This window comes from Rathayibacter sp. AY1B5 (assembly GCF_002932795.1).
GTDB lineage: Bacteria > Actinomycetota > Actinomycetes > Actinomycetales > Microbacteriaceae > Rathayibacter.
Genome location: NZ_PSWM01000039.1, coordinates 1 through 21360, shown reverse-complemented (window position 1 = coordinate 21360; position 21360 = coordinate 1). Strand labels below are relative to the sequence as shown.

The window sequence follows — 21360 nt, the reverse complement described above, 5'->3', positions numbered from 1 at the left end:
GTCAGCGTTCCGTCGTAGCCGGACGCAGGACGCTCCATCCGCCCGGCCATCCGCAGGAGCCGACCGCGCCGCGGCGGTCCCCGCCCGCCGCGGGAACGAGCACAGCCGGACGCGACCCGCTCCAGCGGGCCTTCCGGCCGTCCTGCGCAGGAGGATCGGCGCTCAGTGTGACGCGGGCGGTCGCGCTCGGGTGCCGTGATCCCGTAGAGTCGAGTCATCTCCTGGGCGATCGCCCGAATTCCACGGCTGAGAAGTCGCACGACGACGAAGAGACTCAGCCCCTGATAGAGACCGCACCGACCGAGAGCATCGTCCTCGGTCGTCCGGTTCGAACGCCCGCCTCGCAGCGGGTACCGCCCTTCACAGGACGCCGCGGAAGCCGCGCCGTTCCTCGTTCGACCCCCGCTCCACCGGCTCGCCCGGTGCGCGGGACGTTCTCCCCCGCAGAGCCGCCCTCCCCCGGAGGCGCGAGCTCAGCCCCTAGACGACCCGGACGACTCCGGCAGACGCGTGTTTCACCCGCGGAGGCCGAGTCGAGCGGGTACCGCACACTCGTGCGGACTCTGACGACGCCGGCCCCGGTCGGCGTCATTAACACATAAGGAAAAGAAATGCCTACTGGCACCGTTAAGTGGTTCAACTCCGAAAAGGGCTTCGGCTTCATCGCTCCCGATGACGGAGGCGCCGACGTGTTCGCGCACTTCTCCGCCATCGCGAAGCAGGGCTACCGCGAGCTCGTCGAGAACCAGCACGTCGAGTACGACGTCGAGCAGGGCCGCAAGGGCCCGCAGGCCGCGAACATCCGCGGCGTCGGCGAGTAATCTCCGACTTCCGACGCCCCGTCGACCAGGATCCCCGGATCCGGTCGGCGGGGCGTCCGTCGTTTCCCGGGAGTTCCCGCCGTCGGCCGGCGGAGGCGAGAGCCGGGTCACCCCTCCGGGCCGCAGGATCGGTATCCTCTCCGTGGCGGCTCCCGAGCTCACGGAGCCCGCGACGCCGTCCGGGACTCCGGCGCGTCGGCACGACTTCACGGCGGAGACAATGGGACGACTGATCTACGGACCGCAATCACTCGAGATCGACTTCGAGGACCGGCTCCTCGCGCACCTCAAGGTCGCGATGTTCACCAAGATGCGGCGGAACGAGTCGTTCAGCCTCTCCTGGAGCGAGCCGGAGTCGTCCGGCTACGGCCGCAGCTCCGTCTGGGTGCATCCGACGACACCGCTGCACTTCCGGTTCCACGGCAGCAAGCGCCCGTCGCTGAACCGTCTGTGGATCGAGCAGTTCATCGCGAGCGCGAACAACACCGGCGAGATGACCGTGGTGCCGGAGCCCGCCGAGGGCTCCTGAGCCGCGATGCTCCTCAGACCACGAGCGGCCGGGCCGTGTGCACGAGCTCCTCGTGCGGCAGGGCTCGGAGGCGCTCGGCGATCTCGGCACGGGCGTCCGCGTCGACCGACGCCCGGGCGTGCTCCTGCGGCCGCAGCGGCGTGAGGGTGACCAGGTCGGCGTGACCGGTCGCCAGGTCGAGCCGCTCCGGCAGGCCGGGGCTGCGCAGGCCCAGGAGGACGCCGACGGTGCCCTGCTCGTCGGTCCAGGCCGGCGGCGCCGAGACGTTCGCGAGCCGCGCCGTGTCGAGGGAGCTGCGGCAGCACACTCCCTGGAGGGCGGCCCGTCGGGCGGCCTCGTACAGCAGGCGGAAGTGCCAGTGGTTCCAGAGCTCAGCGGTGGGGACGCCGCGGACGGCGGACGTCTCGAGGCACAGCTCGAGGCCGAGACCGGTGCCGGGGTGCGCGAGCCGGTCGAAGGGATCGCTCAGCCCGTCGGTCGCGAGCACCACGGAGGCGCCGCGGTCGACGCGCAGGAACGCACGGTGATCGGTGGGCCAGCGCGCGCCGCCGCGGACACCGGGATCCTCGGTCGAGACGACGACGGTGCGATCGAGCGCACCCACTCCGCGCCAGGCGTCGGCCCGGTCCTCCGCCACCGCCTCGGCCAGTGCCCGTCTCTCGTCCTCGGTCCATCGGACCTCACGAGTGCGGTTCAGGAACAACGACATGGGACTCCCCGTCCGCGCGACCGGCGTGCCGCGCTCCCGGAACGCTACGGCGCCCACCCCTGCTCCTCCTCCGAGCAACCGGGACGCCAGCTGTGTGCTGCGTTCATTGCCGCGGCGGTCCCCGCCCGCCGCGGCGCGGTCGGCTCTCGCAGACGGCCGGGCAGGTGGAGCGTGTCGCGTCCGGCTACGCCGAAACGCTGCAACGCGTTTCGACGGTTCGCCTCGCGGCTGCGTTCGTTTGCGCGGCGGTCCCCGCCCGCCGCGGCGCGGTCGGCTTCCGAAGACGGCCGGGCAGGTGGAGCGTGTCGCGTCCGGCTGTGCTCGTTCCCGCGGCGGTCCCCGCCCGCCGCGGCGCGGTCGGCTCTCGCAGACGGCCGGGCAGGTGGAGCGTGTCGCCTCCGGCTACGCCGAAACGCTGCAACGCGTTTCGACGGTTCGCCTCGCGGGGCCGTCGACCGTGGTGGCGGCCGAAGGAGTCGAAGGCCCGCGCGAACGGGCGACCGCCGCCGCGGGTCCGCGAGGCGAACCGGCGGAACGCGTGTCAGCGTTCCGTCGTAGCCGGACGCAGAACGCTCCACCCGCCCGGCCATCCGCAGGAGCCGACCGCGCCGCGGCGGGCAGGGACCGCCGCGGACATCCGCGAGGCGAACCGGCGGAACGCGTGTCAGCGTTCCGTCGTAGCCGGACGCAGGACGCTCCATCCGCCCGGCCATCCGCAGGAGCCGACCGCGCCGCGGCGGGCGGGGACCGCCGCGGAAGAAGACTCACCCCAGCGGGTTGATGCCGTTGGTGCGCCAGCGCTCGTCGGCGAGCTGGCCGGGGGTGCCGGCGCTGGCGTTCTCGCCCAGGGGCTCGCCGCCCTCGACGGTGTCGGCGCCGAGCGCGGTGCCGGCTCCCTCGGCGGTGCTGCCGGGAGGCAGCAGGCCCTCCTCGTCCTCGCGGGGGCCGACCTCGTCCTCGGGGGCGTTCTCGGAGCCGCTCTCGCTCATCGGGTCGTAGCCGTGGTCCGGGTCGCGGCTCTCGTCGGCCGTCGTGTTCTCCTCGACCTCGGCGTCGGCGGGGCGGACGTCGTCGGCCTTTTCCGCGTCGGTGGAGGGGGTGGCCTCGAAGCCTGCGAACTCGGGGCTGTCGTCTGCGCTCATGGCCGCCACGGTAGCACCGGGCCCGCGAGCGCCGGAGGGGGTTCCGCCGGGCGCCCGCGACGTCTCCGCCCAGCGGCCACGCCCTAGGCTCGGGGGGCTGGCACGGACGACGGGAGCGACATGCGACGACTCGGGTACGACAGGTTCGGCGGGCCCGATCTGCTCTCGTGGCGGGAGGCGCCGGTGCCGATGCCGGGTCGCGGCGAGGTCCTGGTGCGCACGCGCGCGGCGAGCATCAACGCGACCGACGAGAAGATCCTGTCCGGCTCCGCGCGGATCATGGCCGTCGGCCGCTCCCGCCCCTACGGGTTCGGGCTCGATATCGCCGGCACCGTCGAGGCGCTCGGGCCCGGGTCGCACTCGGTCGCGATCGGCGACCGCGTGGTGGGGATGACCCGCGACGGCGACGCCTTCGCCGACGCGTCCCTCGCGCGCGGCCGGTCGCTCGTCCCGCTCCCCGACTCCCTCGGCTTCGTCGAGGCCGTCACACTCGCGATGTCGGGCGGCACCGCGGTGGGTCTGGTCGACGCTCTGCGCGTGCGCGCCGGCGAGCGCGTCCTCGTCAGCGGCGGCTCGGGAGCCATCGGCGACCCGACGATCCAGCTGCTGGTGCGCGCGGGCTGCACGGTCGCGGCGACCGGCTCGGCCGCCTCCGCCGACCTCCTCCGCTCGCTCGGCGCGGAGCCGCACGACTACCGCGCGCTCGATCTGGGCGTGCTGGGCGGCCGCTTCGACGTGGTCGTCGACGTCTCCGGCCACCTGCCGGTCGACGACGCGGCGATCCTCCTGGCCGACGGCGGGCGCATCGCGACGCTGGTGCCGAGCGGTCCGGCGCTGGTCTCGCAGGCGTCGGGCCTCGTCCGCCGGGACCGCCCGCGGGTGCGCAACCTGATCGTGGTGGCGACGGCGGAGCGGATCGGGCGCGCGGTCTCGCTGGCCGCCTCCGGCGAGCTGCGGCCCCGGCCGGGTGCCGTGCATCCGCTGGGCGACGTCGTCGACGTCCTGTCGCGCCGTGCGACGGGCGCCGACCGCACGATCGGCAAGATCGTCTTCACCGCTGACGACTCGGCTCCGCTGAGCTGACCTCGGCCGACTCCTCCTCGGCGGGGCGGCCGAGCGAGAGCGTGGCCAGGAAGCCGACGGCGAGGAACCCGGCGGCGGCGAAGGCCGCGTAGCGGGTGCCGTCCGAGAACGCCTCCCCCGCCGCCCGGGCCGCGTCGGCGGTGGCCGGCGAGGCGGCCAGACCCGCGATCGCGGCGCCGGAGGAGTCGACCACCGCGTCGACGGTGCTCGCCACCTGCTCCGCGGGGAGGCCCTGCTGCTCGAGCGAGGTCGTCAGGACTCCCGCGGTCGAGGTGTAGAGGATCGTCCCGAGCACGGCGATGCCGAGGGCCGAGCCGATCTGCCGGGCGGTCGACTGCGTGCCCGAGCCCTGCCCGCTGAGCTCGACGGGCACGTCCCGGAGCACGACCCCGGTCAGCTGCGCCGTCGCGAGACCGACGCCGAAGCCGTAGACGGCGAGGAACGGCACGAGAGCCCACCACGGAGTGGAGTCGGAGACGACCAGGCCGATGCCCGCGACTCCGACGATCTCGGCCGCGAGGCCCACCCGCACGATGAGCACCGGCGCGACCCGGTTGCCGAAGGCGCCGGCGAAGCCCGAGGCGACGAAGGAGCCGAGCGCGAGCGCGAGGAGCACCAGGCCGGTCTGCACGGCCGTGTAGCCGAGGACGCTCTGGAGCCAGATCGGCAGCGCCAGGATGATCCCGAACTCGCCGAGCGAGACGATCATCGCGGCGAGGTTGCCGTTGCGGAACGAGGCGAGGCGGAAGAGCCCGATCGCGAGCATCGCCGAGCGCCCGGCGCGCTCGCGGGCCCGCGCCCAGAGGACGAAGGCGACCCCGGCGAGCACCGCGACGGCGAACGCGATCGGGACCGGCGAGAGGCCCAGCGGCCAGCTCCAGCCGCCGATGCTCAGCCGTTCGTCGACTCCCCACCAGCCGAGCGTGCGCCCCTCGATCAGCGCGAACACCAGGGAGGCGGAGGCGATGATCGAGAGCGCGGCGCCGACGAGGTCGACCCGCCGCCCGTCGGGCTGCCGCGACTCGTCGACGAACAGCAGCGCTCCGACCACGATGATCACGCCCAGCGGGATGTTGATGCCGAACGCCCAGCGCCAGGAGAAGTCGGTGGTGAGCCAGCCGCCGAGCAGCGGGCCGACCGCGGTCATGCCGCCGATGGTCGAGCCCCAGACGGCGAAGGCGATGGCGCGCTCGCGACCGCGGAAGGTGGCGTTGATCAGCGAGAGGGTCGTCGGCAGCACCATCGCTCCTCCGACGCCCTGCACGACCCGGGAGAGGATCAGCAGGTCGCCGGTCGGAGCGAGCGCGGCCGCGACGGAGGAGAGCGCGAAGAGCGAGACGCCGACGATCAGCATCCGGCGCCGACCCCAGCGGTCGGCGAGGGTCCCGAAGACCAGCAGGAGCGCGGCGAACACGAGCGTGTACGACTCCTGCACCCACTGCACCTGGGTCGAGGTGATCCCGAGATCGGCGACGATCGACGGGATGGCGACGTTGACGATGGTCGAGTCGACGATGATCGTCGCCACTCCGAGGCTGATGACGACCAGCCCGATCCACTTGCGGTTGCGCACGACGCTCTCCTCCGACGATTTAGTAAGCCAGCTGACTATATGCCCGCGGAGGGCGCCGTGTCGAAGGGAGGGCCTGGAAGATTAGCGGGAGGCGGGCGCGGCGACAAGGGCGCGAAGCTCCCGGAGGCGCCCGGTCAGGATGGACGCATGCCCGCATCCCCCCGTTCCTTCCCGTATCCCCTCGGCGTCTCCCTCCGCGGCGACGCCGGCGCCAACGTCGCCGTCTACTCCGAGACCGCGGACAGCGTCGAGGTCTGCCTCTTCGACGAGTCCGGAGCAGAGACCCGCGTCGCCCTCGCCGAGCGGACCGGCCACGTCTTCCACGGCCTCGTCCCCGAGATGGGCATCGGCACCCGCTACGGCCTCCGCGTCGACGGCCCCTGGGACCCCGCCAACGGCCTCCGCCACAACGCCGCCAAGCTCCTCCTCGACCCGCACGCCACCGCGATCGAGGGCTCCTACACCTGGTCCGAGGACGTCTTCGGCCAGTTCTACGAGGACGCCGACTCCCGCAACGACGCCGACTCCGCTCACGCGGTCCCGCGCTGCGTGGTCACCGACCCCGACTCCTTCGACTGGAGCGGCGACACCGCGCCGCGCATCCCGCTCGAGGAGACCGTCGTCTACGAGGTGCACGTGAAGGGCTTCACGAAGCTGCACCCCGACTTGCCCGAGGACATCCGCGGCACCTACCGCGGCCTCGCGCACCCCGCCGCGATCAAGCACTTCACCGACCTGGGCGTGACCTCGGTCGAGTTGCTCCCCGTCCACCAGTTCGTGCAGGACTCGCACCTCGAGGAGAAGGGCTTGCGCAACTACTGGGGCTACAACTCCCTCGGCTTCTTCGCGCCGCACAACGAGTACTCGCACGCCGGCGACGACGGCTCGCAGGTCGACGAGTTCAAGGCCATGGTCAAGGCGTTCCACGAGGCCGGCCTCGAGGTCATCCTCGACGTGGTCTACAACCACACCGCCGAGGGCAACGACAAGGGCCCGACCCTCTCGTTCAAGGGCATCGACAACGGCTCCTACTACCGCCTGGTGGAGGAGGACCGCGCGAACTACTTCGACACCACCGGCACCGGCAACAGCCTCAACGTCGCGCACCCCGCCGCGCTGGGCCTGATCATGGACTCGCTGCGCTACTGGGTGACCGAGATGCACATCGACGGCTTCCGCTTCGACCTCGCCACCACCCTCACGCGCCAGACCGGCGAAGCCGAGGTGCACAGCGCCTTCCTCGACCTGATCGCGCAGGACCCGGTGCTCGCGCCCGTCAAGATGATCGCCGAGCCGTGGGACACCGCCGGCTACCAGGTCGGCGGCTTCCCCGCGGACTGGTCGGAGTGGAACGGGAAGTTCCGCGACGACGTGCGCGACTTCTGGAACGGCGCCGACTCGGTGCTCGGCACGACCGCGCAGCGCGTCCTCGGCTCCCCCGACGTGTACGAGGCCGACCGCCGCTCGCCGGTCTCCAGCATCAACTTCGTCACCGCGCACGACGGCTTCACCCTCGCCGACCTCACCGCCTACTCGCGCAAGCACAACGCGGCGAACGGCGAGGACAACAACGACGGCGAGAGCGACAACCGCTCCTCCAACAACGGCGCCGAGGGCCCGACGGAGAGCGAGGCGGTGAACGAGCGCCGCGGCCGCATGCGCCGCAACTTCCTCGCGACGCTGCTGCTCTCGGCCGGCGTGCCGATGATCCTGGGTGGCGACGAGATCGCCCGCACCCAGGGCGGCAACAACAACGCCTACTGCCAGGACGACGAGATCTCGTGGTTCGACTGGGAGAACGCGGACCGCGAGCTGCTCGCCTTCACCCGCGAGCTGATCGCCCTCCGCGCCGCGGAGCCGGCGCTGCGCCCCAAGTGGTTCCGCCGCGCTCCCGGCGACGGCGGCCCCGACACGGTCGACATCCTCCGCTCCGACGCGCAGGGCTTCGCCGACGAGGACTGGGACAACCCCGACGCCCGCTCGATCACGTTCGTGTTCGAGCACGAGGGCAGCGCGAGCTTCGCCCTGCTGCTGAACGCGGCGGAGAACGGCGTCGAGTTCACCGTCCCCGAGGCGCCCGGCGCCGAGTGGACGCTGGCCGCCTCGAGCGACCCCGAGCAGGTCGTCGAGGGCGAGGTCACCACTCTGATCGTCCGCGACGGCTCGTTCACGCTCCTGCGCTCGGCCTCCTGATGACCGGCCGGACCCCGCGGCTCCTCCGCTTCGGCGGGCGCATCGCGGGGTTCGGCACGGCCTCGGGGACGAGGATCGTGCTGGGCCTCTGGGAGGACACCCCCTTCGGACCGTTCGCCGACGCGATGATCGAGGACGGCGACGGCCACCGCCTCCTGATCGCACCGACCCGGGAGGTCGCGGACTTCATCGGATCGACGTACGCGTTCGACGAGGTGCGGATCGCGCCGGTGTCGTGGCGGAGGATCGCGGGCGGCCTGTCCGTCTCGGCCGGACCGCTCGCGGTGCGCCTGGAGCTCGGCGGTCTCACTCCGCTCGGCCGGCTGCTGCGGATCGTGCCGCGGCCGCTCGCCGAGCACCCGGCGTGGCTGACCGCGATCTCGCCGGTCGCCTCCCTCCTCGTGCGCGGTGTCAGCACGGCCGGGTCGGCCGGGCACGGACGCCGCGAGTACTACGGCGTTCGGGCGATCCGCCGCGTCGAGGGCGTCCACGCCGTGCTGGCGGAGGAGGACCTCGGCCCGCTGCGCCCGCTCTCGCCGCCCGTGCGGTTCGGCTTCTCGTCGGCGCCCGCCGCTCCGGCGATCGTCGACGTCACCACCACCATCGCGCTCCCGCGCGAGGGGACCACCGCGCTCCGGCGCGACCGAGAGAGAGGAGCCGCCTCGTGAAGAAGGGCGACAAGATCAGCTGGAACACCTCGCAGGGCGAGACCCACGGCGAGCTGGTCGAGAAGAAGACGAAGGAGTTCCAGTTCGAGGGGCAGAAGTTCAACGCCTCGGAGGACGAGCCCTACTGGATCGTGCAAAGCGACAAGACCGACGCGAAGGCCGCGCACAAGGAGTCGTCGCTGACGAAGAAGTGAGCGGGGCACGGCGGAGCGCCGGCAGGACCGGCACTCCGCCGTACTACGCGATGCGGATGAGCTTCTTGTTCACGAACTCCTCGAGGGCGGGGCGGCCCATCTCGCGGCCGGTGCCCGAGCGCTTCACGCCGCCGAAGGGCAGCTCGGCAGCATCGCCGAGGACGAGGTTGACCCACACCATCCCCGCGTCGATCCGGTCCGCCAGGCGCAGTGCCTGCTCCTGGTCGGTCGTGTAGAGGTAGGAGCCGAGGCCGTAGGGGGTGTCGTTCGCGAGGGCGATCGCCTCGTCCTCGTCGCGGACGCGGTAGAGCGCGGCGACGGGACCGAAGAACTCCTCGCGGTAGGCGTCCATCTCGGGGGTGACCCCCTCGAGCACGGCGGGCGGGAAGAAGTTGCCGGTCACCTCGCCGCTGGCGCGGACGACGGCCCCCTGCTCGCGCGCGGCGGCCAGCTGCGCCTCGAGGCGCTCGGTCGCGGCGGCGGAGGAGAGCGGGCCGAGGAGGGTGCCCTCCGCGAACGGGTCGGCCGGCTGGGCGCGGGTGAACGCCTCCGTGAACTTCTCGGCGAACGCGTCGTACAGCTCGTCGATCACGATGAAGCGCTTGGCGGCGTTGCAGGACTGGCCGTTGTTGTCCAGGCGCGCGGCGACCGCGTCCTCGACGGCCTTGTCGAGATCGTCGGTCGACAGGAGCACGAACGGGTCGGACCCGCCGAGCTCGAGCACGACCTTCTTGAGGTGGCGGCCCGCGAGCTCCGCGACGGCCGCGCCGGCCCGCTCGGAGCCGGTGACGGAGACGCCCTGGACCCGGGGATCGGCGATGACGGTCGCGGCCTGCTCGTTCGTGGCGTAGAGGTTGACGTAGACGCCGGCGGGGGCGCCCAGCTCCTCGGCCGCGGTGCGGAACACGTCGGCGATGGCGGCGGCCGACTCCGGGCACTGCGGCGCGTGCTTGAGCAGGATCGTGTTGCCCGCGACCACGTTCGGGCCGGCGAAGCGGGCCACCTGGTAGTAGGGGAAGTTCCACGGCATGATGCCCAGCAGCACGCCCAGCCCGGCGCGGCGGATCAGCGCGAAGCCGGTGCCCGCGGCGAGCTCGATCGGCTCGTCGGCCAGGAAGGCCTCGCCGTTCTCGGCGTAGTAGCGGTAGATGTCGGCGGCGAAGCCGACCTCGCCCTGCGCCTGGTCGAGCGGCTTGCCCATCTCGCGGACGATGATCGCCGCGAGCTCGTCGGCGCGCTCGACGTGCAGGTCGGCCACGCGGGCGATCAGCGCCGCGCGGGTCGCGACGGGCACGGTCCGCGACCAGGAGGAGTACGCGTCCTGCGCCGAGCCGATCGCCGCGGTCAGCTCGGCGTCACCGAGGGTCGGGTACTCGCGGAGGGTCTCCCCCGTGGCCGGGTCGATCACGGCGTAGTGGGTGCTCATGCGGGCTGTGCTCCTTCGCGCTGGGGGGCCGGTGCGGTCGCGCCGTCCTCGTCGATGATCTCCTGTGCCAGGCGCCTGCCGACGCGGATGGCGCCGTCGACGTGCTGGTAGCCCTCGGCGGCGAGGTCGCTCGTGCCGAAGCGGAGCGGACCCACCGGCTCCAGCTGCAGCGCGCCGTACCGGGTCAGCCCGCCCAGGTCGAAGCTCGCGGCGTACGCGCCCTGCGTCCACTCCTCGGACGCCCAGTCGCTCTCGTAGTAGACGACCGGATCGAGCGCAGCGGGCCCGAAGTAGGCGGCGAGCGAATCGAGGATCGCGGCCTTCCGCTCCGCCTCGTCGAGCGCGAGCACGCGGTCGGCCTTCTCGTCCGAGACGAAGCCGACCAGGGTGCCGCGCTCCTCCCCGTGGTTCGAGTTGTCGTAGGCCTCGTGCACGAGCGAGTGCGGGCTGAACGCGGTGCCGGAGAGGCCGTCGGCCCGCCAGAAGGGCGCGGCGTAGGTGGCGTGCACCTTGATCACGAGGCCGAGCGACTGGTGCTGCAGGGCCTGCTGCCGCAGGCGCGGGAGCGGAGGGTCGAACGAGATGCGGCCGACGAGGTTCGGCGGGACCGCGACGATCGCGCGGCGGGCGCGGAGGACGACGCCGTCGGCGCGCACCTCGACCCCGTCGTCGCCGTAGTGGACGGAGCGGACCGGGTGCCCGAGCAGGACGCGCTCGGCGCCGAGGCGCTCGGCGAGCCGCTCCGGGACCTGCTGGAGGCCGCCGATCACGCGCTTGTCGAGGATGAAGTCGGCGTCGACCAGGTTGCTGAAGCTCCCCGCGCTCGCGGCCATCAGGAGCGCCTGGAGGAGGGAGAAGGCGTGCGCGGGCTTGGTGAGCATGGCGTCGGCGAGGAAGAGGGCGATGTTCGCCCGCGCCTCCTCGTCGTCGCTCTGCTGCTCCAGCCAGGCGGCGAAGGTGATGCGGTCGTAGTCGCGGGCGAGTGGATGCGTCCACGGCGCTGCCGGGTCCGTCTCGGCGACGAGGCGGTCGAGCACCTCGATCAGGCGGGAGATCTCGGACTCGGTGCGCTCGCTCCCGGGGAAGATGTCGCCGGTGAAGCGGCGGGCGGAGCCGTCGGCGCCGATGTAGACGCTCTCGCCCTCGCGGTAGCGGGAGTAGGTGCCGAGACCGAGCTCGTCGAGCGTCTCGAGGAGCGCGGTCTGGTCCGGCGAGACCCACTGGCCGCCGAGCTCGAGGAGCTGCCCGTCGACCACCCGGGTCTCGAGCCGGCCGCCCACGCGCTCGCGCGCCTCGACGACGACGACGTCGAGTCCGTGCTGCCGCAGCCGGAGCGCCGCGGTGAGTCCGGTGGCGCCGGCTCCGATCACGACGACGTCGTGCTCGCTGGGGGACATGACTTCTCTTTCCGTCGGTGATCGCGGGAGTGGACGCGCGGATACGGACGATCCTGTCACAGAAGCGGAGGAGAACGTCAGTGCGTGCGCCCGACGGAGGGCCGACTCGGAGGCCCCTCCACTCAACTACATAGGCGTGCTATATTGTTCCCCGTGCCCGATTCCAGTGCCCCCGTGCGCCTCGCCTCCGCCGCCACCGCCCTCACGCGGTTCGCCGGCCGGGCGAGCGGCGCGACCGGGCTCGGCGCGCAGTCCGGAGCCGTCTGGTCGACGCTCGCCGAGCTGCGCACCGCCTCCCCCTCCCGCCTCGGCGAGCTCGCCGCGCGGGTCCGCGTCACCCAGCCGACGATGACCGGCATCATCGCCCGCCTCGACGAGGCCGGCTGGATCCGCCGCGTCCACGACGCCGGCGACGGCCGCGCCTGGCTGATCGAGGCCACTGCCGCCGGCGTCGACGCCCTCGCCGAGCACCGGCTCCGCCTCGAGGCCGCCCTGGCCCCGCTGTTCGAGGACCTCGACGAGGACGACCGCCTCGCCCTCGAGCGCGCCGCGGCCCTCGTCGAGGCCCGCGTCGCCCGGATCGCCGGCACCCCCGTCCCCTCCTCCCCCGAGAAAGGCTCCACGCCGTGACCACCTCCCCCCACTCGCCCGCCCAGGGCTCGATCCTGAAGCAGCCGCTGGCCGTCTGGGCCGTCGCCTTCGCCGCGGTGATCGCCTTCATGGGGATCGGCCTGGTCGACCCGATCCTCCCGGCCATCGCCGAGAGCCTGCAGGCGACTCCGACCGAGACCTCCCTGCTCTTCACGAGCTACCTCGTCATCACCGGCGTCGTGATGTTCTTCACCAGCTGGCTCTCCAGCCGCATCGGCGCCAAGAAGACCCTGATGATCGGCCTGGTGCTGATCGTGGTGTTCGCCGCGCTCGCCGGCACGGCGGGCAGCGTCGAGGGCGTCATCGGCTTCCGCGCGGGCTGGGGCTTCGGCAACGCGCTGTTCATCTCGACCGCGCTGTCGACCATCGTCGGCGCGGCGAGCGGAGGCTCCTCCGCGGCGATCGTGCTCTACGAGGCCGCGCTGGGCATCGGCATCGCCATCGGCCCGCTGCTCGGCGGGCTCCTCGGCAGCGTCTCGTGGCGCGGTCCCTTCTTCGGGACCGCCGTGCTGATGGCCGTCGGCTTCATCGCCATCGCGACACTCCTGCGCGAGGACGGCCCGAAGCCCGCCCCGACTCCGCTCTCGGCGCCGTTCGCGGCCCTCAAGGTCCCGGCCATCCGCACCCTGGCGGGCGCCGCCCTGTTCTACAACATCGGCTTCTTCGTGCTGCTCGCCTACACGCCCTACCCGCTGGGGCTGGACGAGATGGGCCTCGGCTTCACGTTCTTCGGCTGGGGCCTGGGCGTGGCGATCACCTCCGTGTTCGTCGCCCCGCTGCTCACCCGGCGCCTCCCGCGCACCGTGGTGCTGCGCTCGGTGCTGGTGCTGCTCGCGCTCGACCTGATCGCCGGCGGCCTCATGATCTCGTCCCGCGTCGGCCTGATCGTCTGCATCATCGTCGGCGGCCTGCTGCTCGGAGTCGTCAACACGGTGCTCACCGAGTGCGTGATGGAGGCGACCGACCTTCCCCGCTCCGTCGCCTCGTCCGCCTACTCCGGCGTCCGCTTCCTCGGCGGCGCGATCGCCCCGCCCGCCGCCTCCGCCCTGGCCGCCGCGATCTCGCCGGCCTTCCCGATGTACGCCGCGGCCGGAGCCGTCGCCGTCGCCGCGCTGATCGTGCTGCTCGGACGCCGCACCCTGGCCCGCGCCGACGCCCACGAGCCCGAGCCCGAGCTCGTCGAGGCGCAGGCGATCACGCTCGGCGAGTGACTTGCCCGGTGTGCCCGCCCCGGCCCGCCGATGCGTCGCGAACGGTCGTCATCCAGACAGGGTGACGACCGTTCGTGACGCAGGGATGCGGTCGAGCGGGGAGGGCGCGGGATCCGACCTGTGGAGAACCGGTTCACGAGTGTCGGGAGGCGGGACAGTGGCCGGATGCACGATCCCTCGCCGCTCCCGATCGGACTCCACCGCCGCGCCTTCACCGTCGCTGAGGCCCGCGCGAAGGGTCTGAGCCGCGGACGGCTCCGCAGCTCCGACCTCCACCGCCCCTTCCACGGGGTCCGCACCGCCGACCCCGACCCGGGCCTGCACCTGCGCGCGGAGGCGCTCCTCGCGCTGGTCGGTCCGGAAGCGCTCCTGAGCCATCTGACGGCGGCGCGGCTCTGGCCGCTCGATCTCCCTCCCGCCGCTGCGGACGAGCCGATGCACGTCAGCGTCCGCCGGCCGGGACGCGCTCCCCGGCACCGGAACGTCGTCGGCCACTCCCTCGCCGATCGCGACGTCCGCCGGGTCCTGCGCCGCGGACTTCCCCTGACCGATCCGGCCTCGCTCTTCTGCCACCTCTCCGCGCTCCTCGAGCCGGACGACCTCGTCGCGGTGGGCGACGCGCTGGTGCGCACGCCGGTCGTCGGCGATCCGGCCGACCGACGGCCCTGGGTGCCGCTGCCCGACCTGCGGGAGCGCGTGTCGGCCTTCCGCGGGCGAGGCTCTGTGCGGCTCCGCGCGGCGCTCGCTCTGGTGCGCGACGGGGCGGAGTCGCGGCAGGAGTCGCGGTTCCGGCTCGCGTCGCTCCGGGCGGGGCTCCCGGAGCCGGTGCTGCAGGAGCCGCTGTTCGACGCCGACGGGGTCTTCGTCGGGCGGCCCGACGGCTGGTACCCCGCGGAGCGGGTCGCGTGGGAATACGAGGGCGACGAGCACCGCAGCAGCAACAGGCGCTTCGCGCGCGACCTCGGCCGCTACGACGACCTCGCCTCGATCGGCGTCCGCGTCGTCCGCATCGTCGGCGCCGAGTTCGTCCCGCACCCCGAGCGCTCCGTCGAGCGCCTGCGCCGCGCCCTCGCGGAACGGGCTCCGCATCGACGACCGCCGACGCGTCACGAACGATCGTCATCACGCCGGAGTGGCGACCGTTCGTGACGCATCGCGGGAGGGTGCGCGCTCAGCGCTCAGGGCGCGACCTCGAAGAGGCTCGGGCGCAGCGCGGACGTGCGCGGGTCGGCGGCGCAGGCGGCGAGCGCCGCCGCGAGGACGCCGCGGGCCGGGTGCGGCTCGCGGACGTACACGTCGACGCCGGCGGGCGTGAAGGGCGTCCGGGCGAAGCGGGTGAGCGCCCAGCCCGCCTCCTCGTCGGCGGCGGCGAACGACCAGCGGCTGCGGGCGAGGAGGGTCAGCGGCTCGACGCCGCGCCAGCGGAAGCCGGACGGATCGCGCGGGTCGGGGGTGTCGATCCCCACCACGTAGTGCGAGCGGGTGCGGCCGCGCCAGCTGACGACGTCGCCGATCTCGCCGGTCGGGAGCGGCGCGTACGTGATCGCCACCCCCGACCGCGAGCGCCAGAGCGGCAGCGAGGAGCCCCGGACGAACCAGGTGCCGCTCGCGAGCGCCCGCGCGTCGATCATCGGAGGGCGTGCTTGATGTTGGTGCGGGCCAGCGCGACGGCCTCGCCCGCTCCTCCGTTCATCACGATCTTCGACACCGCCAGCGCGAAGCCCTTGACCTGCGCGCCCGTGATCGTGGGCGGCAGCGAGAGGGCGAGCGGATCCGTCACCACGTCGACGAGGACCGGGCCGCCGTCGGCGAGCGCCGAGCGGAGGGCCTCCTCCACGTCGCGCGGGTCCTCGACGCGGATCCCGCGGATGCCGATCGCCTCCGCCACCTTCGCGTAGTCGACCATCGGCACGTCGACGGCGAAGTCCGGGAAGCCGTCGACCAGCATCTCGACCTTCACCAGCCCGAGCGTGGAGTTGTTGAACACGACGATCGTCACGGGCAGCCGGTAGGCGGCGACCGTGACCAGCTCGCCCATCAGCATCGAGAGCCCGCCGTCGCCGCTCAGCGACACGACCTGGCGTCCCGGGTGCGAGAGCTGCGCGCCGACCGCCTGCGGGAGCGCGTTCGCCATCGATCCGTGCATGTAGGAGCCGAGCAGGCGCCGCTTCCCGTTGGGCGTGATGTAGCGGGCCTGCCAGACGTTGCCCATGCCGGTGTCGGCGGTGACGATCGCGTCCTCGGAGAGCAGGCCGTCGAGCGTGGAGGCGACGAGCTCGGGGTGGATCGGACTGCGCGTGCCGACCTCGGTGTACTTCCCGACGACTCCGGTGACCAGCTTCTCGTGCTTCTTCAGCGTCTTGTCGAGGAAGCGGTGGTCCTTCCGCTGCACGAGCGGGGTCAGTGCGGTGAGGGTCGCCGCCACATCGCCGTGGACGGGGTGCGCGACGCTGACGCGGCGCCCGAGCTTCGAGGCGTCGCTGTCGACCTGCGCGATGACCACCTTCGAGGCGTCGGGGAGGAACTGCTCGTAGGGGAAGTCGGTGCCGAGGAGGAGGAGCAGGTCGGCGTCGTGCATGCCGGCGTGCGCCGCTCCGTAGCCGAGGAGGCCCGTCATGCCGACGTCGTAGGGGTTGTCGTACTGGATCCACTCCTTGCCGCGCAGGCTGTGCCCGACGGGTGCCCCCACCAGCTCGGCGAAGGCGACGACCTCGTCGTGCGCGTTCTGCACTCCGGCGCCCGCGAAGATCGCGACGGTCCGCGCCTGGTCGATCGCAGCAGCGAGGGCGCGGACGTCGGCCTCGGCCGGGACCAGGACGGGCGTCGACGGCAGCACGAACGCGGGGAAGCCGTCCACCGCCTCCAGCTCGGCGATGTCGCCGGGGAGGGTGACCACGGCGACTCCGCGGAGGGCCACCGCACTGCGCATCGCGGCGTTCACGACGCGCGGGGCCTGGGCGGCGGTCGAGATCAGCTCGCGGTAGTTCGAGCACTCGACGAAGAGCCGGTCGGGGTGCGTCTCCTGGAAGTAGGACGAGCCGATCTCGTTGCTGGGGATGTGGCTCGCGATGGCGAGCACCGGGGCGGAGGAGCGGTGCGCGTCGTAGAGGCCGTTGATGAGGTGCAGGTTGCCGGGGCCGCAGCTGCCGGCGCAGACGGCGAGGCGCCCGGTGAGCTGCGCCTCCGCGCCGGCGGCGAAGGCGGCCGCCTCCTCGTTGCGCACGTGGATCCAGTCGATGCCTCCCTTCTCGGAGCCGCCGCTGCGGCGCACCGCGTCGACGATCGGATTCAGCGAGTCGCCGACGATCCCGTAGATGCGGGAGACGCCGGCGTCGATGAGCTGGGCGATGAGCTGGTCTGCGATCGTCTTCTGAGCCATGACCCCATTCGACCGGACCGGGCCGAACGTCCGCTACTCCGGAAAGTGGAGATCCGGGTCGAGTGCATCCCCCTCGGGACGGATGCCCTGCACCCCTAGCCTGGGAGTCGTCACAGGAACACCTCCGTGCCGCTGATCCCGGGAGTCGCCATGAACCGCCGCAGAACCGCCCTCGTCCTGGCCGCCGGCGCAGCCCTCGCCCTCGGCCTGACCGGCTGCTCGGGCCTGAACGGCCTGATGGGAGGCGAGACCCGCGACGACGAGACCGGGGAGATCACGGAGGGTGGGACGACCGACGTCTTCCAGCTGCGCGTGGGCGACTGCCTGAACGGCGAGCTCAGCGAGGAGGCGACCGAGGTCACCGACGTGCCGACCGTGCCCTGCACCGAGCCGCACGTCTACGAGGTGTTCCAGAACCTGACGATGGCCGACGCCGACGAGTACCCGGGCGAGTCCGTCGCGACGGAGCAGGCCGAGACCGACTGCGTCACGGCGTTCGAGTCGTTCACCGGGATCGGCTACCAGGACTCGGCGTACGACTTCAGCTACTACTACCCGACCGCCGAGAGCTGGGGCACGGGCGACCGGACGATCAACTGCATGATCACCGACCCGAACGGGCCGAGCACGGGCACGCTGGCGGGCGTCGCGGCCTGATCGGCGTCCCCGCGCGCGGCCGGGTCAGCCCCGGTCGCGCGCGGGGAACAGGCGCAGCAGCAGGCCCGAGCCGATCCAGACCACGGCGATCCCCGCGACGAGCCACGAGGCTCCGAGGCCGGACGCCGCTCCCGCCAGCACGGCGCCGATGGCCGCGGCGGCGGAGCGCAGCCCCGCGCCGATCGTGAACACCTGCGAGCGGACGGCGGCGGGGCTCTCCTGGTCGCGCAGGAGCAGCATCGCGGCGTTCGAGGGGGCCGTGAAGACGCCCGCGACCGCGAAGGCGGCGATAGCCACGACGATCCCCAGGTCGGGGACGGCGACCAGGAGGACGGCGCCGGTCGCGATGTAGGCGGCACCCATGGTCCACGCCGGCGGACGGCGGGTCCAGCGGCGGGCCGCCACCGCGAGGGCGCCGAGCAGGCCGCCCACGGCGAAGGCGGTCAGGATCCACGCGGCGGCGTCGGTGCTGCCCAGCCTCTCCACCGAGAGGCTGATCGCCGCGACCCCCGCCGCTCCGCCCGCGACCTGGCTGAGCGTGCCCGCCGAGGTGACCACCGCGATCGGACGGTGCCGCACGAGGTGGGTGACGCCCGCGACGATCGTCCGCAGCACGCCGACCGTCGGCGCCGGACGCGCCTCCATCGCCAGGCCGAGCGATCCGACGACGCCGATGAGGGCGAGGACCGCCATGGCGAGCATCGCGGTCCGCGCTCCCCCGACTCCGACCGCGAGGCCCACGATCGCGGGCCCGCTGATCGAGGCGACCGTGTACGAGAGCGAGTCCTGCGCGTAGGCGCGGCGCGGCTCCGGGATGGCGCTGGTGACGAAGCTCGACATGCCGCCCATGTAGACGGGCGTCGCGAGCCCCGCGAGGAGCAGCAGCACCACGATGAGCGGAGTCGGCACCTCGCCGAGGAAGGCGGCGACCGCGAAGGCGACGGCGGTCGTGAGCGCGGCGCCGACCAGGAGCCGGCGGGGGCGGCGGACCCGGTCGAGCACCGTGCCGACGAGCGGCGCGGCGATCACAGCGGGGAAGAGCGCCGCGCCGGTCAGGGCGCCGCCGAGCGCGACGTCGCCGAGACGCTCGACGGCGAGGACGGGGAGGGCGACGACCATGCCGGCGCTGGCCAGGCGGAGGGGGATCGACGCGGCCTGGTAGCTGACCGCGCTCATGCGGGACCGGGGATCGACATCACCTCCGATGGTGCCACGACTGCGCAGCCGGGTCTGCCGGGGAGGCAGGCCACCGGCGTCCGAGCGGCCTGCGGCGGCGCGCCCTAGGCGATCGGCGTCCGCGCCGCGAGCTCGGCCGCCGCCGCGACGCCCAGCCGCCAGGGCGCGCCGTGGCCAGGCAGGAGGGTCCGCGCCCCGGTCCCGGCGAGCACCCGCAGCGAGTCGAGGGACTGGGCCGTGTCGGCGGTGGCGGCGCGCGCGACCAGGTGCGGGCCGGTGCGCGCGGAGTAGGGGTCGAGCGTGACCAGCGCGTCTCCGCCGATCACCGCGTCGCGCTCGGGCAGGTGCAGCGAGACGTGCCCGTCGGTGTGCCCCGGAGTCGCCGGCACGCGGGGCGACCCGGGCACGTCGAGCACCGCCCCGGCGGTCAGCGGCAGCGTCCCGTGCACGGGCGGCACCGCGAGCGCGCCCGCACGGGCCATCGCGCCGAGCACCGGGATCGCGGAGGGGTGCAGCAGCGGGTACACGAACGGCGTGCGCTGACGGCGGTAGGAGTAGGGCTGCGCGGCGAGCGGCTCGTCGGCCGCGTGCAGGTGCACGGGGACGCCCTGCCGGACGAGGCCGCGGGCGACGCCGAGGTGGTCGAAGTGCGCGTGGGTCAGCACGAGGGCGTCGATCTCGCGGAGCGAGCGGCCGAGCACCTCCAGCGCGCGGATCAGGTGCGGCCACGTCCTCGGGAGCCCGGCGTCGACGACGGTCAGCCGGCCGGCCTCCTCGATCAGGTAGAGGTTCGTCCAGGCGTGCTCGAGCCGGTGCACACCGGGCGCGACGTCCCGGTGCAGGCTCGCTCCGCCCCCTCGCCGCTGCTGCCGGTGCTGCTGCTCGTCCATCGTGCTCCTGCCCCTTCGGGCACGCGCCCGATCGCGACGACGCTACGAGCGTCTGCGACGGATCGGACAGGGCGTTGACGGCGGGGGTCCGCGTCGTGCAGGGGTCAGCGGCGCCGCCCGCGGAGGGCGAGCTGCGCCGCGGCGAGCAGGAGGAGGACCGCGAAGAGGATCCCGGACACGCGCGCCGGCAAAAGGAAGGAGAGCGCCACTCCGGCGAAGGAGAACGCCGTGGCGGTGAGCCCGACGACCAGGCCCGCCCGCACGTCGAGCAGGCCGCGCCGGGCGTTCGCGATCGAGCCGGTGACCGCCGTGGGGATCATCGCGGCGAGCGAGGTGCCCTTGGCCAGGAGGTCCGCGAGCCCGAAGGCGCCGACCAGGACCGGCACGGCGATCGCTCCGCCGCCGATGCCGAAGAGGCCGGAGGCGACTCCCATCCCGATGCCGAGCCCCGCGAATCCGGGCCACACGCCCCAGCCCTCGGCGACGTCGCCGGTGTCGTTCGAGCCGAACACGGCCATCCGCACCGCCGCGGCCACGAGCAGCGCCACGAACATCCAGCGCAGCACGCCGAGGGGCAGCCGCGCGAGCAGCCAGGATCCGGCCACCGCCCCGAGCATCGCCGCGGCCGCGATCACCGCCGCCGGAACCCAGGCGACCTGGCCGGCGAGGGCGTAGCCGAACGCCCCGGCGACCGAGGTCGGGGCGATCGCGAGCAGCGAGGTGGCGGAGGCGCGGCGCTGGTCCATCCCGGCCCAGGCGATCAGCATCGGCACCATCACGATGCCGCCGCCGACGCCGAACGCGCCCGACAGGGTCCCGCCGACGGCGCCGATCAGGGCCAGGACGAGCAGGGTGCGCGGGCGCACGCGTGCGGCCGTCCGATCGGGGAGGGGCGCCTGCGGGGCGGTCGCGTCGGTCACGGCTCCATGCCACCACAGCGCCGAGCCGAGGGCGAATCGCCGCGCGAGGACTTCGTTCCTGAGAGGACCCGCCCGGAGCCGCGCGGCTCTCTGGCAGTTGCCTGGGCGGGCCGGATCCGACCGTGACGTTCGGCGTCGACGGAGCGTCCTACCTGCGTACCCCGCCTGATCGAGCGATCGGGCCCCGAGCGAAAGAGGAGACCATGGCCGAGACCACCGCGTCCACCACCCGTCAGACCAGCACCGGATCCGGACGCACCGTGATCGAGGACGGCGTCATCGCCAAGGTCGCCGGCATCGCCGCGCGCGAGGTCCCGGGCGTCCACGCCCTCGGCGGCGGAGCGGCCCGGGCGATCGGCGCCCTCCGCAGCGCGATCGGCAACGACGACCGCGGCCAGGGCGTCAAGGTCGAGGTCGGCGAGCGCCAGGTCGCGGCCGACGTGACCATCGTCGCCGAGTACCCCGCGCCGCTGCAGAAGGTCGCCGAGGACGTGCGCTCCGCCGTCGCCGACGCGATCCAGCACATCGCCGGCATGGAGGTCGCCGAGATCAACGTGACCGTCCAGGACGTCCACATCCCCGAGGACGACACCCAGGAGTCCGACCCGCGCGTCGTCTGACCGTTCCCCCGCACCGACGCCCCGGGCCGAACGGAACCGGGGCGTCGGTGTGTCGGTGTGTCTGCGACCCTGCGCCGACTCCCGAGACGTCCCCCCGCGCCCGAGCCCCTGAGCCATCCCC

At 73.3% G+C, this 21360-nt stretch carries 21 protein-coding genes; 11 read left to right on the top strand and 10 right to left on the bottom strand.

What is annotated here, in order from left to right; genetic code table 11:
• Window positions 1-611 precede the first annotated feature (611 nt).
• Both C5D44_RS16940 and C5D44_RS16935 read left to right on the top strand, forming a co-directional pair.
• Window positions 612-821 carry a cold-shock protein gene (locus tag C5D44_RS16940; protein ID WP_055786246.1) on the top strand — a complete coding sequence of 70 codons (210 nt, stop codon included), beginning with the start codon at window positions 612-614 and terminating at the stop codon, window positions 819-821.
• Window positions 822-963: 142 nt separating this feature from the next.
• Window positions 964-1350 (top strand): hypothetical protein, encoded by a 387-nt coding sequence (locus C5D44_RS16935; RefSeq protein WP_258059373.1) that lies wholly within the window; start codon window positions 964-966, stop codon window positions 1348-1350.
• A 13-nt stretch (window positions 1351-1363) separates the two neighbouring features.
• Here the strand turns inward: C5D44_RS16935 and C5D44_RS16930 are convergent, their stop codons facing one another.
• Window positions 1364-2059: a hypothetical protein gene (locus C5D44_RS16930; protein ID WP_146088088.1), complete on the bottom strand. Its 696-nt coding sequence runs from the start codon at window positions 2057-2059 to the stop codon at window positions 1364-1366.
• A 764-nt stretch (window positions 2060-2823) separates the two neighbouring features.
• Window positions 2824-3201, bottom strand: coding sequence for a hypothetical protein (locus C5D44_RS16925; protein WP_146088087.1), 378 nt, complete (start codon window positions 3199-3201; stop codon window positions 2824-2826).
• A gap of 120 nt (window positions 3202-3321) precedes the next feature.
• On the opposite strand from C5D44_RS16925, the gene C5D44_RS16920 reads away from it, so the two are divergent.
• Complete coding sequence (locus C5D44_RS16920) at window positions 3322-4284, top strand: NADP-dependent oxidoreductase (RefSeq protein ID WP_104276292.1); 963 nt, start codon at window positions 3322-3324, stop codon at window positions 4282-4284.
• Here the strand turns inward: C5D44_RS16920 and C5D44_RS16915 are convergent.
• On the bottom strand, window positions 4253-5857 hold the full coding sequence (locus tag C5D44_RS16915) for a DHA2 family efflux MFS transporter permease subunit (protein ID WP_104282332.1): 1605 nt from the start codon (window positions 5855-5857) through the stop codon (window positions 4253-4255). The two genes, C5D44_RS16920 and C5D44_RS16915, sit on opposite strands and share 32 nt — an antisense overlap.
• A gap of 147 nt (window positions 5858-6004) precedes the next feature.
• On the opposite strand from C5D44_RS16915, the gene glgX reads away from it, so the two are divergent.
• From glgX to C5D44_RS16900, 3 genes are read left to right on the top strand one after another with little or no spacing between them, the layout of a single operon-like run.
• Window positions 6005-8050 (top strand): glycogen debranching protein GlgX, encoded by a 2046-nt coding sequence (gene glgX, locus C5D44_RS16910; RefSeq protein WP_104282331.1) that lies wholly within the window; start codon window positions 6005-6007, stop codon window positions 8048-8050.
• Window positions 8050-8718, top strand: a complete 669-nt coding sequence (locus tag C5D44_RS16905) for a hypothetical protein (protein ID WP_104282330.1) — start codon at window positions 8050-8052, stop codon at window positions 8716-8718. The genes glgX and C5D44_RS16905 overlap by 1 nt, the downstream gene beginning before the upstream one ends.
• Window positions 8715-8912, top strand: a complete 198-nt coding sequence (locus C5D44_RS16900; RefSeq protein ID WP_104276296.1) for a DUF2945 domain-containing protein — start codon at window positions 8715-8717, stop codon at window positions 8910-8912. Before C5D44_RS16905 ends, C5D44_RS16900 begins: the two co-directional genes overlap by 4 nt.
• A 43-nt stretch (window positions 8913-8955) precedes the next feature.
• Here the strand turns inward: C5D44_RS16900 and C5D44_RS16895 are convergent, their stop codons facing one another.
• Window positions 8956-10338 (bottom strand): NAD-dependent succinate-semialdehyde dehydrogenase, encoded by a 1383-nt coding sequence (locus tag C5D44_RS16895; RefSeq protein ID WP_104282329.1) that lies wholly within the window; start codon window positions 10336-10338, stop codon window positions 8956-8958.
• Window positions 10335-11735, bottom strand: a complete 1401-nt coding sequence (locus C5D44_RS16890) for an NAD(P)/FAD-dependent oxidoreductase (RefSeq protein WP_104282328.1) — start codon at window positions 11733-11735, stop codon at window positions 10335-10337. Before C5D44_RS16890 ends, C5D44_RS16895 begins: the two co-directional genes overlap by 4 nt.
• 153 nt (window positions 11736-11888) lie before the next feature.
• Between C5D44_RS16890 and C5D44_RS16885 the strand changes: the two genes are divergently transcribed.
• The 3 genes from C5D44_RS16885 to C5D44_RS16875 all read left to right on the top strand — a co-directional run bounded on the left by C5D44_RS16885 (window position 11889) and on the right by C5D44_RS16875 (window position 14746).
• Entirely contained in the window at window positions 11889-12365 is a 477-nt protein-coding gene (locus C5D44_RS16885) for a MarR family winged helix-turn-helix transcriptional regulator (RefSeq protein WP_181110321.1), read from the top strand.
• A complete protein-coding gene (locus tag C5D44_RS16880) occupies window positions 12362-13597 on the top strand; it encodes an MFS transporter (protein WP_104282327.1) in 1236 nt (411 codons plus the stop codon). The genes C5D44_RS16885 and C5D44_RS16880 overlap by 4 nt, the downstream gene beginning before the upstream one ends.
• A 165-nt stretch (window positions 13598-13762) precedes the next feature.
• A complete protein-coding gene (locus tag C5D44_RS16875) occupies window positions 13763-14746 on the top strand; it encodes a hypothetical protein (protein WP_104282326.1) in 984 nt (327 codons plus the stop codon).
• 29 nt (window positions 14747-14775) lie between these two features.
• Here the strand turns inward: C5D44_RS16875 and C5D44_RS16870 are convergent, their stop codons facing one another.
• Complete coding sequence (locus C5D44_RS16870) at window positions 14776-15228, bottom strand: hypothetical protein (RefSeq protein WP_104282325.1); 453 nt, start codon at window positions 15226-15228, stop codon at window positions 14776-14778.
• Window positions 15225-16976, bottom strand: a complete 1752-nt coding sequence (locus C5D44_RS16865) for a pyruvate dehydrogenase (protein ID WP_104276303.1) — start codon at window positions 16974-16976, stop codon at window positions 15225-15227. Before C5D44_RS16865 ends, C5D44_RS16870 begins: the two co-directional genes overlap by 4 nt.
• Before the next feature lie 150 nt (window positions 16977-17126).
• On the opposite strand from C5D44_RS16865, the gene C5D44_RS16860 reads away from it, so the two are divergent.
• On the top strand, window positions 17127-17633 hold the full coding sequence (locus tag C5D44_RS16860) for a septum formation family protein (RefSeq protein ID WP_146082575.1): 507 nt from the start codon (window positions 17127-17129) through the stop codon (window positions 17631-17633).
• Window positions 17634-17657: 24 nt separating this feature from the next.
• On the opposite strand, the gene C5D44_RS16855 is transcribed toward C5D44_RS16860, so the two are convergent.
• The 3 genes from C5D44_RS16855 to C5D44_RS16845 form a co-directional block, all read right to left on the bottom strand.
• Window positions 17658-18809 (bottom strand): MFS transporter, encoded by a 1152-nt coding sequence (locus C5D44_RS16855; RefSeq protein WP_104282324.1) that lies wholly within the window; start codon window positions 18807-18809, stop codon window positions 17658-17660.
• Between the two features lie 104 nt (window positions 18810-18913).
• On the bottom strand, window positions 18914-19699 hold the full coding sequence (locus C5D44_RS16850) for an MBL fold metallo-hydrolase (RefSeq protein WP_104282323.1): 786 nt from the start codon (window positions 19697-19699) through the stop codon (window positions 18914-18916).
• A 104-nt stretch (window positions 19700-19803) separates the two neighbouring features.
• The gene (locus tag C5D44_RS16845; RefSeq protein ID WP_104276307.1) at window positions 19804-20619 is read right to left on the bottom strand and encodes a sulfite exporter TauE/SafE family protein; all 816 of its coding nucleotides are present in this window, start codon (window positions 20617-20619) and stop codon (window positions 19804-19806) included.
• 203 nt (window positions 20620-20822) lie between these two features.
• Here C5D44_RS16845 and C5D44_RS16840 point away from each other — a divergent pair, with 203 nt between their 5' ends.
• Window positions 20823-21239: an Asp23/Gls24 family envelope stress response protein gene (locus tag C5D44_RS16840; RefSeq protein WP_104276308.1), complete on the top strand. Its 417-nt coding sequence runs from the start codon at window positions 20823-20825 to the stop codon at window positions 21237-21239.
• The last annotated feature ends 121 nt before the right edge of the window (window positions 21240-21360 follow it).

Excerpts from the sequence above, each read along its gene's own strand:
- C5D44_RS16865 (WP_104276303.1), bottom strand. The coding sequence starts at position 16,976 with ATGGCTCAGAAGACGATCGCAGACCAGCTCATCGCCCAGCTCATCGAC.
- C5D44_RS16875 (WP_104282326.1), top strand. The coding sequence starts at position 13,763 with ATGCACGATCCCTCGCCGCTCCCGATCGGACTCCACCGCCGCGCCTTC.
- C5D44_RS16870 (WP_104282325.1), bottom strand. The coding sequence starts at position 15,228 with ATGATCGACGCGCGGGCGCTCGCGAGCGGCACCTGGTTCGTCCGGGGC.
- C5D44_RS16930 (WP_146088088.1), bottom strand. The coding sequence starts at position 2,059 with ATGTCGTTGTTCCTGAACCGCACTCGTGAGGTCCGATGGACCGAGGAC.
- C5D44_RS16895 (WP_104282329.1), bottom strand. The coding sequence starts at position 10,338 with ATGAGCACCCACTACGCCGTGATCGACCCGGCCACGGGGGAGACCCTC.
- C5D44_RS16840 (WP_104276308.1), top strand. The coding sequence starts at position 20,823 with ATGGCCGAGACCACCGCGTCCACCACCCGTCAGACCAGCACCGGATCC.
- C5D44_RS16925 (WP_146088087.1), bottom strand. The coding sequence starts at position 3,201 with ATGAGCGCAGACGACAGCCCCGAGTTCGCAGGCTTCGAGGCCACCCCC.
- C5D44_RS16890 (WP_104282328.1), bottom strand. The coding sequence starts at position 11,735 with ATGTCCCCCAGCGAGCACGACGTCGTCGTGATCGGAGCCGGCGCCACC.
- C5D44_RS16850 (WP_104282323.1), bottom strand. The coding sequence starts at position 19,699 with ATGGACGAGCAGCAGCACCGGCAGCAGCGGCGAGGGGGCGGAGCGAGC.
- C5D44_RS16905 (WP_104282330.1), top strand. The coding sequence starts at position 8,050 with ATGACCGGCCGGACCCCGCGGCTCCTCCGCTTCGGCGGGCGCATCGCG.
- C5D44_RS16920 (WP_104276292.1), top strand. The coding sequence starts at position 3,322 with ATGCGACGACTCGGGTACGACAGGTTCGGCGGGCCCGATCTGCTCTCG.
- C5D44_RS16860 (WP_146082575.1), top strand. The coding sequence starts at position 17,127 with ATGAACCGCCGCAGAACCGCCCTCGTCCTGGCCGCCGGCGCAGCCCTC.
- C5D44_RS16940 (WP_055786246.1), top strand. The coding sequence starts at position 612 with ATGCCTACTGGCACCGTTAAGTGGTTCAACTCCGAAAAGGGCTTCGGC.
- glgX (WP_104282331.1), top strand. The coding sequence starts at position 6,005 with ATGCCCGCATCCCCCCGTTCCTTCCCGTATCCCCTCGGCGTCTCCCTC.
- C5D44_RS16855 (WP_104282324.1), bottom strand. The coding sequence starts at position 18,809 with ATGAGCGCGGTCAGCTACCAGGCCGCGTCGATCCCCCTCCGCCTGGCC.